General features: G+C 67.5%; 12 protein-coding genes. 4 read left to right on the top strand and 8 right to left on the bottom strand.

The features are described from left to right. Positions 1-176 precede the first annotated feature (176 nt). Positions 177-557: a DUF4189 domain-containing protein gene (locus ACFVW6_RS20425; protein WP_378833080.1), complete on the top strand. Its 381-nt coding sequence runs from the start codon at positions 177-179 to the stop codon at positions 555-557. 402 nt (positions 558-959) lie between these two features. Here ACFVW6_RS20425 and ACFVW6_RS20420 read toward each other — a convergent pair whose 3' ends face one another. Continuing rightward, positions 960-2,210, bottom strand: a complete 1,251-nt coding sequence (locus ACFVW6_RS20420) for a hypothetical protein (RefSeq protein WP_378833082.1) — start codon at positions 2,208-2,210, stop codon at positions 960-962. 559 nt (positions 2,211-2,769) lie between these two features. On the opposite strand from ACFVW6_RS20420, the gene ACFVW6_RS20415 reads away from it, so the two are divergent. Further along, positions 2,770-4,122, top strand: coding sequence for a hypothetical protein (locus tag ACFVW6_RS20415; protein ID WP_378833085.1), 1,353 nt, complete (start codon positions 2,770-2,772; stop codon positions 4,120-4,122). 418 nt (positions 4,123-4,540) lie between these two features. Here ACFVW6_RS20415 and ACFVW6_RS20410 read toward each other — a convergent pair whose 3' ends face one another. Beyond that, the gene (locus tag ACFVW6_RS20410) at positions 4,541-5,143 is read right to left on the bottom strand and encodes a hypothetical protein (RefSeq protein ID WP_378833087.1); all 603 of its coding nucleotides are present in this window, start codon (positions 5,141-5,143) and stop codon (positions 4,541-4,543) included. Between the two features lie 309 nt (positions 5,144-5,452). Here ACFVW6_RS20410 and ACFVW6_RS20405 point away from each other — a divergent pair, with 309 nt between their 5' ends. Together ACFVW6_RS20405 and ACFVW6_RS20400 are read left to right on the top strand one after the other, a co-directional pair. Beyond that, positions 5,453-6,301 carry a helix-turn-helix transcriptional regulator gene (locus tag ACFVW6_RS20405; RefSeq protein WP_378833090.1) on the top strand — a complete coding sequence of 283 codons (849 nt, stop codon included), beginning with the start codon at positions 5,453-5,455 and terminating at the stop codon, positions 6,299-6,301. A 222-nt stretch (positions 6,302-6,523) separates the two neighbouring features. Next, positions 6,524-7,288, top strand: coding sequence for a glucose 1-dehydrogenase (locus tag ACFVW6_RS20400; protein WP_378833092.1), 765 nt, complete (start codon positions 6,524-6,526; stop codon positions 7,286-7,288). Between the two features lie 52 nt (positions 7,289-7,340). Here the strand turns inward: ACFVW6_RS20400 and ACFVW6_RS20395 are convergent, their stop codons facing one another. The 6 genes from ACFVW6_RS20395 to ACFVW6_RS20370 all read right to left on the bottom strand — a co-directional run bounded on the left by ACFVW6_RS20395 (position 7,341) and on the right by ACFVW6_RS20370 (position 13,373). Further along, the gene (locus ACFVW6_RS20395; protein WP_378833095.1) at positions 7,341-8,138 is read right to left on the bottom strand and encodes an ABC transporter permease; all 798 of its coding nucleotides are present in this window, start codon (positions 8,136-8,138) and stop codon (positions 7,341-7,343) included. A gap of 2 nt (positions 8,139-8,140) precedes the next feature. Further along, complete coding sequence (locus ACFVW6_RS20390) at positions 8,141-9,037, bottom strand: 2-aminoethylphosphonate ABC transporter permease subunit (protein ID WP_378833097.1); 897 nt, start codon at positions 9,035-9,037, stop codon at positions 8,141-8,143. Between the two features lie 130 nt (positions 9,038-9,167). After that, positions 9,168-10,391 (bottom strand): ABC transporter ATP-binding protein, encoded by a 1,224-nt coding sequence (locus tag ACFVW6_RS20385; protein ID WP_378833099.1) that lies wholly within the window; start codon positions 10,389-10,391, stop codon positions 9,168-9,170. Positions 10,392-10,419: 28 nt separating this feature from the next. Then, positions 10,420-11,466, bottom strand: a complete 1,047-nt coding sequence (locus tag ACFVW6_RS20380; protein WP_378833102.1) for a 2-aminoethylphosphonate ABC transporter substrate-binding protein — start codon at positions 11,464-11,466, stop codon at positions 10,420-10,422. A gap of 87 nt (positions 11,467-11,553) precedes the next feature. After that, positions 11,554-12,237 carry a phosphonatase-like hydrolase gene (locus ACFVW6_RS20375; protein WP_378833104.1) on the bottom strand — a complete coding sequence of 228 codons (684 nt, stop codon included), beginning with the start codon at positions 12,235-12,237 and terminating at the stop codon, positions 11,554-11,556. An 8-nt stretch (positions 12,238-12,245) separates the two neighbouring features. Further along, positions 12,246-13,373: a TIGR03364 family FAD-dependent oxidoreductase gene (locus tag ACFVW6_RS20370; RefSeq protein ID WP_357344442.1), complete on the bottom strand. Its 1,128-nt coding sequence runs from the start codon at positions 13,371-13,373 to the stop codon at positions 12,246-12,248. Between the last annotated feature and the right edge of the window lie 21 nt (positions 13,374-13,394).

Raw genomic sequence — 13,394 nt, 5'->3', positions numbered from 1 at the left:
ACCTGGCGGCGAGCCGGGCCGCTGGCCGCGCGGCCCGCCGCCACACTGTTCCGATAGCCAAATGATCTGTGGTTAAAAGGATTTCGTTGGGACTCGATAGGCACCGCCCGATAGATTCTCTGGTGTTGGACCATACGGTCAGGACACGCGAAGCGAAGAACATCGAGGAGCTCGTCATGCGGTACAAGTTCGCCCTGATCGTTCATTCGGCCGTCATCGCCGCTGCGGGCGCCGGCATGGCGATCACGGCTGCTCCGGCCGGTGCATCGGCGGACCGGTGGGCATCTATCGCCATTTCGCCATCCACCGGACACCACGGCTACGCAGCGGACTTCGATTCGCAGGCCGGTGCCGAAGCGACGGCGGTCGAGGAATGCGGTGAGTCCGACTGCTTCGCCTATGTCGACGCCTCCAGCGGCTGGTGTATAGCCGCTGCGCACACATCCAGCGGTCAGTGGTCGTGGGCGCGGGCAACAAACCGGACATCAACGGAAGGCATGGCACTCGCGTCATTGGGCGGCGATGCGGTCGTCGCCCGTTGGGTCTGCCAGACCTGACATCCAGTACGCAGGCTTGCCACCTGCCGACCAGTCGGACAAAGGTGTCGATGACGGGAAGGTTCCGGGCCGCCGCTGGTCGCCGTGACCGTGGCGGCGTGGTTAGCGTAGGGGATGGCCAGTGCAGCGTCCGTCAACCGCCGTGAGCAGCTCCGCGACTTCCTGCGCGGGCTGCGGGAACAGCTCGGACCCACGGACGTCGGCCTGCCCGCGGCGGGCTGACGGCGAATGCCGGGACTGCGGCGCGAACAGGTCGCGATGCTGGCGGCGGGAATGTTGCCTACATACTCCCAAGGCCGCACACCGGAGCGAGACAATGATGTCGCCCCTTCCGTCCGCGGATCGGTCTCAACCACATCGCTCCCCACCATAGTCGGTATGGATCTGCCCTTGCAGGGCGCGCTATTCGGCAAGGCCGGAATTGACGAGCCTGGGCGCCGTCCAGGTAGCCAGCAGCCAGTCGACCTCAGGCTCGCCGGGGATACCGAGCCCGCCAGCCCGTCTGTAGGACACCATGCGAAAAATGATCTCGCCAGGGATGCCGTCCAACTCGGCCTGGGCATGAATTTGCGCGGCGCAGGCGACATCGAAACAGACTCGCGAGATCGTGAACGTGCCCAGTTCCTGGTGTTCCAGCATAGCCTTAGCCTGCACCGCTGATCGCTTGGCTTGACCGGCCGCCGGGAGCGGTGCGAACCCAGCGACCAGACCCCAGCGCTGGTGTTGCCAAGCTTCTAGGAAAGCTGTCGCCCTCACCACAATGTCCTGGTCGTCGAAACCGGGATCGCCGGGCAGCAGCTGCGAAGGCACGAACTCGTCACGGAACCGTAGCTGGGCGTAGTGCTGCAGGATCTGCGGCCAGAGCGTGCCCCAACTCGGTTCCGGTAGCGCGGGTGCGGCGGCCTTGGTCGTGGCGCGGGCCCAATCCGCGACTGCGAACAGCATGCACCACGCCTTGGTCGCGACAACGACGTTGTCGAAGTTGACGATCGAGCCGTGCACCATACCGTGACGATGGACCTCGAAGACCTCCTCGTCGACACGCTTCCTGAACGTCTTGCGAAATGCTTTCATCGCGTGGGTGAGCCCGAGGTGGTGGCCGACCACCGAGTCCCACGCCGCCATCTCCGCCGGCTCACGTGCGGCCAGACCTCGACGCGCCGCAGGCTGAAAGTCGTTGACAAAGCCATCCATGACCGCGATCAATTGCAAGGTGGCACTGTCAAACTCATCAGCGAAGTAGTGCTGGAAGGCACGCTGGATCTGACGGCGGCGCACCTTCAGGCCGTGGTGGGCGTTCAACCGCAGAATCCACAAGGAGAGGGTGTCGCGGTCGCGGTAAAGCTCGATCAGTCGCTGTTCAGCAGCCTCGGCGGTCGCAGTCTGGGCCAGGATCGTTTCCAGCTCCGCGACATTGAGCAGGTCGTGGAAGATCCACTGTCGCACGCCGAGACGGTCATAGAACTCATCGACCACCGTGACCAAGCGGTCCAGATCGTGGCGGATCGCCAGGATCTGCTTGCGCTGGGCACGCATAGCAAAACGGGTGATCGACCCCAACACCTTGATCTGCTGCGACAGCTCACGGTAACTGGGCAGATCCTTGGCCGAGCCGTACGGCTTGGGCGTGGGCGAGACCGGCACGGCGGACATCGGGCCATCCTAGGACTCCAACCTGCCGTCCCTCCACCGAATTCCCCTCTGGGCTACCAGGTGGCGAATACCAGCAGCGGCATTATTGCTCACTGGATCTGGCTCAGTTAGCGCGGTAATCTCAACTCTTACGTTGGTGATCGTGTGGCGTGTCGCGCGCTGGTGCCGGTCGGGGCGGAGACATCGGCCGACAGCAGTGAGTGCCACCGCAGTGCACGGGCTGCCCCAGGCCCTAGGAGTGCAGAGTCGGCCTTGCTCGCCACCGTGACAAGTCGGTTGCACACTCACTGCCCGGGACGGTGGAGATCTGTGGACAGCGGCTGTCATTCCTTGAGTCGCGGGCGCCGACAGTGCGACACCTCCAGGCGACGCCCGGAGAGGGCGATCGACCCCACTCGGGCAGGTCGACGGTGGGCCAACATACAAGATTCCGGAGGTTATCGCCGCTATCGGCATGTCTACCCTGTTGTGCTGCATAATGATTGGCCTGAGGTACGGGGTTGTTGCGATCGCCCAGTCCTATGCTGACACAGTTGAGCGACATGGTGGAGGGTTTGCGGTGGACGTTATCGAGGAGTTCGTCAGCCGATATGTCAGAGAATACGACTTCTATGAGATGAGTTCACGCATCGCCGCGGGCATGCTCAAGGCAGATTTGGACGCGACCGGTATCCGCGCGATTGTCACTCACCGACCGAAGGCAGTAGACCGGTTGGAGCGAAAGTGTCGGCAGCGCCATATCGAATCACCCTACGGTTCTGTCGATGAGATCGTGGAGGACATCGTCGATTTGGCGGGTGTACGGGTTGCGCTCTACTTTCCCGGGGAGCGCGACGAAGTCGACAGGGCGATCAACAGACTGTTTACACCGCTTGAACCCAGAAAAGACATCCCTGGAAGCGAAGACGGTGAAAAGTCGACCGACGATGCGGGACACAGCAAAGCGGTTGCCAGTGAGCGGAGCAACGACGCATCCACGTACAGAAAGCGTTTTCCGGGATATACAGCAAGTCATTACCGGGTCAGAATGAACGACGATCAACTGCCTGCGGCCCAAGCACGCTACGCGATTGCCCGCATCGAGATCCAAGTGGCGTCGGTACTGATGCACGCATGGTCGGAGGTCGAACACGACCTCGTATACAAGCCGCTCCGTGAGGGCGACTCAGCCTCCGATGACGAACGTGCGTTGATCGACCAGCTCAATGGTTTGGTTCATTCCGGCGAAATTGCCCTTGAGCGCTTGCAGAAAGCCGCAGACCGACGAATCTCACAGAAAGGGCGACCGTTTCGGAACCACTACGAGCTCGCTGCGCATCTCATTGCCCAGTTTCAGCAGACCAACGACCGATCAGTGGGTAAGGATGGGCTCGGCCGAGTCGATGAATTATTCGAATACTTGACGAGAATCGAGATCGACAACCCTGCGAAGCTTGAGCCTTTTGTGGAATCTCTACACGGCAACCTTGAGTCACGCTCGCTGTCGGAACAGATTATCGACGCGACCCTCGCGGCGGACAGCAAGCGATACGAGACTATGCTTGCGCTGAGAGATCGTGACTCCTCTTCTCTCGCAGACAGTCATGCGACTCATTCCGATTTCGAAGGTGACCCGGCTAATTTCATCACCCTGGTCGGCCGGTTCGTCATGAGATGGTCGGAGCTGGAATCATTCGTTCGCGGTTTCACTGCCCCCGACCTGGCCCGGCGGCCATTCGTTCAGATTATGCACGATCCTGAGGTCATCGGAGCCCTGGGCACACCGATAGTGCAGCAAATCGACCGGTTACGAAGGTATAGGAATCTGATCGTTCACGGCAAGCATGCCATCATAAGTCCAGGGCAGGCCCGGGGAGCCATAGACGAGATCGAGGACGTAATCCGGCTCCTGAGGGAGCTGCCTCCTCGGTGATCTCTTACTCGGGCGCTACGCCATGATTGTGTGGATGGTGCATAGTCATGCATCTGGGTTGCTCTACTGAATGTGCACGAAATTGACCCGCCCCTGCCCTGGCCATCACCGAGATCACCACCACCAGGCTCGTCGGCCCAGTGTCGAACCGCTCACCAGCGGAGGTGATCTCGACCTGGGCTGCTACTACGAGCGCGGCATGACCGCCCGGTGGTGCATCCAGCCGCTGCCCGACGAACTGCTCGACCGCTTGCATCGGACTTGGGAATCCGGTAGCTAGATCGGGACCGCCCTGTTCACGCTGGCGTCGCTGTCGATCGATGCGGGCTATGTCGGAGGTGCCTGGCCGACCTCGACTGATGCTGCATGCCGGCGGTCGCGCGGGATCGCCTCGCCCCCCAGACAACCGTGCGGTTAGCTACGAGACCGGGGCCAGGTCCGCTATTGCGTCGAGTCTGCGGCCCTCGTTAGGCATCGAGAGGCCGATCCACAGCCCGAACAGTCCGCGCCGTTTGTAGCGCATCCGGCGGGACACTTGCACACTCGTAGTCACCGCCGGAGCCCCCAGAACCTCGGCAATTCTCCGGTCAGCCTGGTAGAACATTCGTCGCGTCCAAGACAGCATATGCACCAGATACATGCCGAGGTAGAGACCTACGAACAGTGTGATGGCGACTTCAGCCCACAGCCGCGCAGGGACATCCAACGCAGTCGTGACAAAGCCTGCCAGGGCTATCGAGGCGACACTTCCGATCGACGCGATGCACAGCAGCTTCGGCGTGCCGGATTCGATCAAGTCAGCTAGTACGACAGCCTGCGCCAACTCGCTGTCCTGCTCAGCCGTAGTCAGGTTGCCGAATGCCGGGGTGATGGCGATGTACGGGCGGTAGACCGCAGTTCGTGTCCAAATACCCTCGGGCAAAAGACTTTCCGACAGCTTCCCTCGCTTTACGCGAGGAGAACGTACCCCGAGTGTCAGGGCCAGCTCTTGGGCGCGTTTGGCGTGCGCATCTAGATTCACCCGCATATGTTCTATGAATCGCAACCAAAACCACGCCCAAACATCCTAGTATCACATCATGGACGTGCGGCTATCACTCCTTCCGGCGTCGTGGATCAGCTGCGTTGGCTACCAATTGATTCCGTGGCTCGAGTCACGTTCGGGGCGTGGGTAGTGAGTGTTCTCGCCGTTGTTGTCCACGAAAGTGGTGTGGTGGGTGTGACTGCCGGGCGTGGCGGCCTCCATGGCCTTGGCGATTGCAGCGCCGGGCGATCTCGCCTCCGCCGCACCAGGTCGCCGGACTTCCGGCGGCGCGGTTAGCGTGGAGGGATGGCCAGTGCTGCGTCCGTCCACCGTCGTGAGCAACTCCGTGATTTCCTGCGGTCGCGGCGGGAGCGGGTCGGGCCGGCGGACGTCGGTCTGCCCGCGGCGGGTCGTCGGCGGACTCCGGGGTTGCGGCGTGAAGAGGTCGCGATGTTGGCGGGGGTGGGGGTGTCTTGGTACACGTGGCTCGAGCAAGGGCGTGACATCACGGTGTCGGGGGACGTGCTCGATGCGGTGGCGAAGGTGCTGCTGCTGAGCGAACCTGAGCGGGGGCATCTGTATTTGCTCGCCGGGCTCAATCCGCCGCCGCCGCGTGCTGCGGCGGGGACCGAGGTGACCGTGGAGATCCGGCAGTTGCTCGATGGGTGGGAGCGGGGGCCCGCGGTGGTGCGGGATCGGTACTGGAACATTCTGGCGTTCAATGTGGTGGCTGGGCGGGTGTTCGGGTGTGATGACGGGGAACCGCACAATTGCCTGGTCACGTTCTTCACCAGTCCGCGGTATCGCGAGCTGCCCGTGCTGTGGGAGGCGGCGGCGCCGGGGGTTGTCGCGGCGTATCGCGCGGATGCGGCGCTCGCCCCGCATGATGACGAATTCCAGCGGGTGGCACGGGAACTGGCCGCCGCTGAACCCGACTTCGCGCGGCTGTGGGAGCGGCATGAGGTGGACGTCCCGGTCCAGGCGGTCAATGCTCTGCGGCATCCCGAGGTCGGCGAGCTGTACTTCGACGCGACCACGCTGACCGTCGCCGATCAGCCGAATTGGTCTGTCGTGCTCTACAACCCGAAGCCGGGCACCGACACCGTCGACCGTCTCGCCCACCTGCCGCGCCTGCGGTTGACCGCATCCGCCTGATCCGCGACGGCGGTCACCTCGGAACCGGAGGTATCGAAATCGCAGGACGCCGCTGTGCGCGGTATCCCGAAATCAGCGGCGGGTGGGGCGACGGACAGCGACTACCCTGCAGACGCACGCGATATGCGGAATGCCGAGGCGATGAGGTCGGCAGCCTGGTGGTGTCACACCCCGGACAACTACGCACTGTCTCTGCGGTACCGGGAGGTCCACGCTGAATCCATGACGCACAACAGTTCTCGATTCGACGGCAAGACAGTGCTGATCACCGGCGGCACCAGCGGCATGGGTCTGGCGACCGCGCACCGGCTGCTCGCCGAAGGGGCCGAGGTCGTGGTGACCGGGCGCGACAAGGCCCGGCTGGACGCGGCGGTGGCCGAGCTCGGGACGGGGGCGCACGGGATCGCGGGTGATGTCACCGATCTCGACGACCTGGACACCCTCGCCGCGACGCTGACCGACCGCTTCGGCCGCCTCGACGTGGTCTTCGCCAATGCGGGCATCGGCTCGTTCCAGCCGATCGATCAGGTGACCGGCGCGCTGTTCGACGAGGTGATCGCCGCCAACGTCAAGGCTGCGTTCTTCACCATCCAGAAGACCCTGCCGCTGTTGCCCGCGCACGCGGCGATCGTCATCAACGCCTCGTTCGGCCTGCACCGCGGGGTCCCCGGCACGGCGCTGTACTCGGCGAGCAAGGCCGCCGTCCACAACCTCACCCGCACGCTCGCCGCCGAATTGGCACCGCGCCGCATCCGGGTGAACTCGGTGAGCCCCGGCTACATCGACACCCCGGCCTTCCGCGCCGAACTCTCCGACGCCGCCCAGGCTGGTGTCGCGGGCCTGTCCCCCGCCGGTCGCGTCGGCACCTCCGACGATGTCGCCGCTGCGGTCGCGTTCCTCGCCTCCGTCGATGCCGCCTACGTCAACGGCCACGACCTGCGCGTCGACGGCGGCCTCACCGCCGTCGACGCCGCCGCTCTCCTGTGAACGCCGCGCCGGGTCGAACCCCGACCGGCCGCCAAGGTGTCGGACCGTCCGATCAGCGCAGCGCGGCGCGTCCCCGCACCCGGCCGAGGACGACCAGCACCACCAGCGTGACCACCACCAGGACCGTGGTCCCGGCCGCGGCGTCGAACACCTCGCCGCGGTCGGTCTGGGCGAAGATGCTGACGGGCAGCGTCTTCCAGGTGGCTGGGTAGACCATGATCGTCGCGCCCAGCTCACCCATGGACAGGGCGATGGCCAGGCCGGCCGCCGCGCCGAGGGCGGGCAGCAGCAGCGGCAGGGTGATCTGGCACAGCACGCGCACGGGACCGGCGCCGAGGGATTCGGCGGCCTGCCGGTACGCCGGGTCGAGCCGGTCCAGCGCGGCCGACACCGCGCTGAACGCGTAGGCCAGGACCAGCACCGTGTGCGCCACGATCACGATCCACTTGGTGCCGCCGAGCAGCAGCGGGCGCTCGTTGAAGGCGATGAGCACGCCGAGGCCGACGGCGACCGAGGGTACCGCGACAGGCAGGTGGAACACCGCGTCGGTCACCCGGCGCAACCAGGTGGGCGCCGCCCGCGAGGCCAGCGCCGCCCAGGTGCCGAGGACCAGCGAGAGCGCGCCCGCCAGCAGGGCGGTCTGCAGGCTCACCGACAGGCTCGCCGCCTGCTCACCGCTGAGCGCGTTGCCGAGATTGGTGACACCGAGGTCCGAGGGCAGTGGGCCGGTCCAGCTGCCCGCCAGCGCGGCGGCGACCACGGTGGCGATCGGGGCGACGAAGACCACCGCCACCACCAGCCCGAACACGCCGAGCACCAGGGCCTTTCCCCGGGGAGTCCAGACGAGCACGATCAATCCCCCTTCGGGCGGGCGGTGAACCGGGCGAAGACGAGCCGGTAGGTCAGGTACAGGGTGAGCGAGAGCAGCACCTGCACCGAGGCCAGTACGGCGGCGCCGGGCAGGTCGAAGGTGACGATGCCGCGGGTGTAGATCAACGCGGGCAGCGTGATCACGCCCTTCGCGCCGGTGAACAGCACGATGCCGAACTCGTTGAGCGTCAGCAGCAGCACGAGGCTGCCGCCCGCCGCCAGCGCGGGCCACGCCTCGGGCAGCACCACCTGCCGCAGCACCCGCCACGGCGAGGCGCCCAGACTCGCGGCCACGTCGAGCTGCTCACGCGGCAGCTGCGCGAACGCGGCCAGCACCGGCCGCACCACGAACGGGGTGAAGTAGGTGATCTCGGCCAGGATCACGCCGAGCGGGGTGGTGAGGAAATCGACGACCGGCTGCGTCGCGCCGGTCAGCTCGGCCAGCAGCGCGTTCACCGCGCCCGCCGTGCCGTAGAGGAAGGTGAACGCGAGGGTGATCAGGAACGACGGCAGCGTCAGGATCGTGTCGATGAGCCTGCCGACCACCCCCGCCCCGGGAAACGGAACGAACGCGAGCACGATCGCCAGGAACGTCCCGAGGACCAGGCAGCCCGCGGTCGCGCACACGGCGATGGACACGGTGCGCCACAGGGCTTCCCGGAACGACTCCGAACCGAGCACCGAGGTCCACACGTCGGTGCCGCGCCCGGTCGGGGTCTGCGTCGATTCGGTGAGCACCCGCAGGATCGGGTAGCCGGCGATGCCGAGCACGACCAGCACCGGCGGCAGTGTCCACAGGATCGGCGCCCATGATGGGCGGGGGACAACAACTTTGGGAGCGGGAGCAGGGGTCGGCGATTCGACGACGGGCGCACTCATCGTGACCCCCGCCGCACCGGCCACGGGACATCGGCGCGGCGTGCACCGCTCACCGCCCCCCGACCACCACACCGGAGCCTGGTCGGTCCGCCGAGTTCGCCTGATACTTCTCGGGCGCTGCTGATGTCGATCACGACGCGTCCTCCTCCCGGCGCACGCCGGCGCCGGTGGCTCCGCGGCGGCGACCACCGTCGACCGCGTTCGGAATGAGCACCCCGGCCGGGTCGGGCAGCCGCACGCCGACGACCGCACCGACCTCGGTGGTGAAATGCCCTGGCACATCGACAGCGAGGTCCCCGGGCAGCCCGTCGACCGCCAGCTCGACCCGGGTCGAGGCACCACGCCACACCGAGGTCAGCACGGTGGCGCGCAGGGCATCGCGTTCGCCGGTCTTGCCGAGAGTGATCGTGTGCGGCCGGATACACAGCAGCGCGGAGTCGTCCGGCGCCCAGTCGGCCAGCCCGACACCGGGCTGGGGCGCCTGCGCGCGCAGGGTCGCGGTGCCCGCGGTGACCAGCGCCGCCGTGCCGGTGACGTGATTGACGGTGCACGGCACCAGGTTCGCGCCGCCGAGGAAGGCGGCGGTGAAGTCGGTGGGCGGCCGCTGCCAGAGGTTCTCGGCGGTGTCGATGTCGACCAGCCGGGAGTCGCGCATCACCGCGATCCGGTCGGCCAGCGCCAGCGCCTCGGCCTGATCATGGGTGACGTACAGCATCGCGGTGTCGGGCAGCGCCTTGCGCAGATCCTGCAGTTCGCCCAGCATCGCCTGGCGCAGTTGCGCGTCGAGCGCGGCCAGCGGCTCGTCGAGCAGCAGGACCGCGGGCCGGATGGCCAGCGCGCGGGCGATCGCCACCCGCTGCTGCTGGCCACCGGACAGCTCCCGTGGCAGCCGCTGGGCGAAGCCCGCCATGCCGACCATCTCCAGCGCCTCGGTGACCCGCGCACCGATCTCGGCGCGCGGCACCCGATGCGATTTCAGCCCGAAGGCGACATTGCCGTGCACGCTCATGTGCGGGAACAGCGCGTAGGACTGGACGACGACACCGATCCCGCGCGCGGCGGGCGAGAGATCGGTGACGTCGCGCCCGGCCAGCCGGACCGCGCCCGAGGTGGGCCGGACGAAACCGGCCAGCGCCTTGAGCGCGGTCGACTTGCCCGACCCACTCGGGCCGAGGAGCGCGACGGTCTCGCCGACGGCGACGCGCAGGGTGAAATCGGACAGCGCGACCGCGGCCTTGCGGCCCCTGCCGTAGCTGACCCCGACCCGGTCGAACACGATCGCCGGCTCGTTCGTCGTGGCCGTCCCGGTGCGGGCGGCGGTAGCGGACTTCATGCTGAGGTCACCGTCGGACATCGTCTACTCCCTTACAGCACAGCCGGATTCAGCTGCCGGTTGCCTTCTGGTACGCCGCGACGTCGGCGTCCAGCTCGGTGAGGACCTTGTTCCAGTCGACCGCGACCACGTCGACACCACGCAGCGTGGCGGCCGGGCCGCCCTCGGCGGGGGCCTGCACATCGGTGCGCGGGGACACCGCGAAGGCCTCCGGGCCGAGCTTGCTCTGCGCGTCGGTGGCGAGCAGGAAGCTCATCAGCTTCGTGGCGTCGTCCTTGTGCGGCGCGCCCTTGGCCAGGCCCATCATGTACGGCACCGAGACGGTGGAACGCTTGCCCGCGGTGGCGGGGAAGAAGACGGTGAACTTGGAGCCCTTCTCCTGCACCGTGGTCAGGTTCATCTGCACGTCACCGTTGGCGATCAGCAGCTCGCCCTTGTCGACCTTGGCCTGCAGCTTGCCGGTCGAGGAGGACGGGCCGACATTGTTGGCCTGCAACGCGGCCAGGTAGTCCAGCGCGGCCTGCTTGCCGCGCAGCTGCTGCAGCAGCACCAGCACCGCCGTGCCGTCACCGGCCTGGCCGGGGGTGGAGTACTGCAGCTTGCCCTTGAACTCCGGCTTCAGCAGGTCCTCCCAGGTCAGCGCGGAGGCGTCGACCGAGGGATTGGCGATGAAGCACAGGTAGTTGTTGGCCAGGGTCACGTAGGTGCCCTCGGCGTCCTTGTCGGCGGCCGGGATCGCGGCGGTGTCGATGCCGCTGGGCTGCAGCAGCCCGGACTGCTTCGCCTTCTGGATGAACGGCGGCAGGGTGACGACCACGTCGGCCTGCGGGTTGGACTGTTCCTTGTCCACGCGGTTCACCACTTCGCCGGAACCGGCCTCGACCAGGTTGACCGCGATACCGGTCTGCGCGGTGAATTCCGCGAACCGGTTCTTGTACCAGCCGCCGACACCGTCGGCGGAGTAGACGGTGACGGTCTTGCCGTCCGTGGATTCGGTGCCGGTGCCGCCGCAGGCCGCGGTGAACGCGACGGCGGTGACGCCGGCCAGCAGCAGCGCGACCTTGGACAGGCGGCGCGCGGTGAGGGAAGTACGCACGATTACAGCAACTTTCGTCTCGTTGTCGAGGGGAATCGCAGGGACGGTGGATTTTTCGGTCACACCGCGACGGCTGCCGCGGTGGAGTCAGGGGGCGAGCACCAGCGCGGGGAACTCGGCGACCGAGGCGATGACGTGGGTGGCGCCCGCGGCGCGCAGCTGGTCGGCGCTGTGCGCGCCGGTGAGGGTGCCCGCGACGATGCCCGCGCCCGCGGCGAGGCCGGTCGCGACGTCGCTGGTGGTGTCACCGAGCACGGCGATCCGGTCGACCGCGTCGACGCCGAGGCGCAGGGCCGCGGTGAGGACCATGTCCGGGTACGGGCGGCCACGGCCCGCGTCCGAGGGCGCCAGGGTGAGGTCGGCCAGCTCGGCCCAGCCGAGGGCGGCCAGCAGCTTGTCCTGGGTGCCCCGGCTGAACCCGGTGGTCAGGGCGACCCGCACGCCCGCTGCGCGCAACGCGGTGATCGCCTCGACCGCACCGGGAATCGGCGCGATGTCGGCCTCGTCGACCAGGGCGTCGTAGGCGGCCTCGAAGGCGAGGTTGGCGGCCTGGGCGGCGGCCTCGTCGCCGAGCAGTGCCCGGAAGACCTCGATCTTGGACTGGCCCATGGTGTCGACGACATAGCGGCGGGCCTGCTCGCGACGCGGGCCTTCCGGCTCGATCCCGGCGGCGGTGGCGGCGGCCTCGAAGGCGCGCAGCACCAGGCCGCCGTCGGCGACGGTGGTGCCCGCCATGTCGAGGACGGCGAGCTGAATGGTGGTGTCCGGCATGGTTGTCCTCACAGTCCGATCTGGTCGGCGGTCTGTTCGCCGATGGCGGGGCCCAGGGTCATGCCGCGGCCACCGGGGCCGGTGACGACCCAGACGTTGGTGTCGGCCCGCACCCGGGTGACGATGGCGTCGGGGTCGACGCTCTGGCTGTAGACGCCCGCCCAGCGGCGCACGACGCGCGGCAGCTTGCGGCCGAGCAGTTCCTCGGTGACCTCGGTGAGGTGGTCGTAGGGCGCCTCGTCGACGTCGAAGGCGAACGGCTCGGTGTATTCGTGGGTGTCGCCGATGGTCAGGCCGCCGTGCAGGCGCTGCACGCACAGCAGCTGCATCTTGTGCTCGGCGGCGGTGGCGGTCTGCGACTGTTCCAGCGCGAGTGAATCCACCTGCGCGCCGGCGAATCCCGGGTAGTAGCGGAAACTGTCGCCGTCGGCGATCGCGGTGGTGAGCGGTTCGTCCAGTGGCGCGGTCTGCATCATCTGCAAGCGCACCCGGCGCACCGGCAGCTCGCCGGCGAGTTCGCGGGTGAGCCCGGAATGGGCGGCACCGGGGCAGTGCACGACCAGGTCGGTCTCGTGGCGACGGCCGTGATCGTCGACGACGACGGCGCCGGACCCGGTGTCGAGCACCGAGCGGGCCTCGGTGCCCTCGAAGAAGGTGTAGCGGCCGCTGCCCGCCATGTGGGCGCGCAGCGCGGGCAGCGCCTGGCGCGATTCCACCGCCGCGTCGGTCGAACAGTGCAGTCCGGCAAGGTATTTGCCGCGCAGCGCCGGGTTGAGCGCGCGCACCCCGGCGGGGTCGAGCAGGGTGAAGCCGCGCGCCTGCGCGGTGGGGCCCGCGGCCGCCGCCTCGGCGACGGCGAGTTCGGCGGGCGTGCGCACCAGCGTGATCGACCCCGCCGGGCGGAAGCCGACGCCGGCCACCCGGCCGCCGATCTCCTCCCACAGCTCGCGCGAGCGCAGGGTCAGCTCCAGCTCCCCCGCGGCCCGGCCGGACACCCAGACCAGGCCGAAGTTGCGGACCGTCGCACCCCGGGCCTCGCGTTCGCGTTCGAGCTGGACGACCTCGTGGCCACGGGCGATCGCCGCCCAGGCGTGTGCGGTGCCGAGTATCCCTCCACCGATGATGACCAATCGCATGCCGATGATGGTGGCAAATGG

This window comes from Nocardia sp. NPDC058244 (assembly GCF_042882065.1).
GTDB lineage: Bacteria > Actinomycetota > Actinomycetes > Mycobacteriales > Mycobacteriaceae > Nocardia.
Note: the sequence above shows the minus strand (reverse complement) of the source record. Positions and strands in the feature narration are given on the sequence as shown.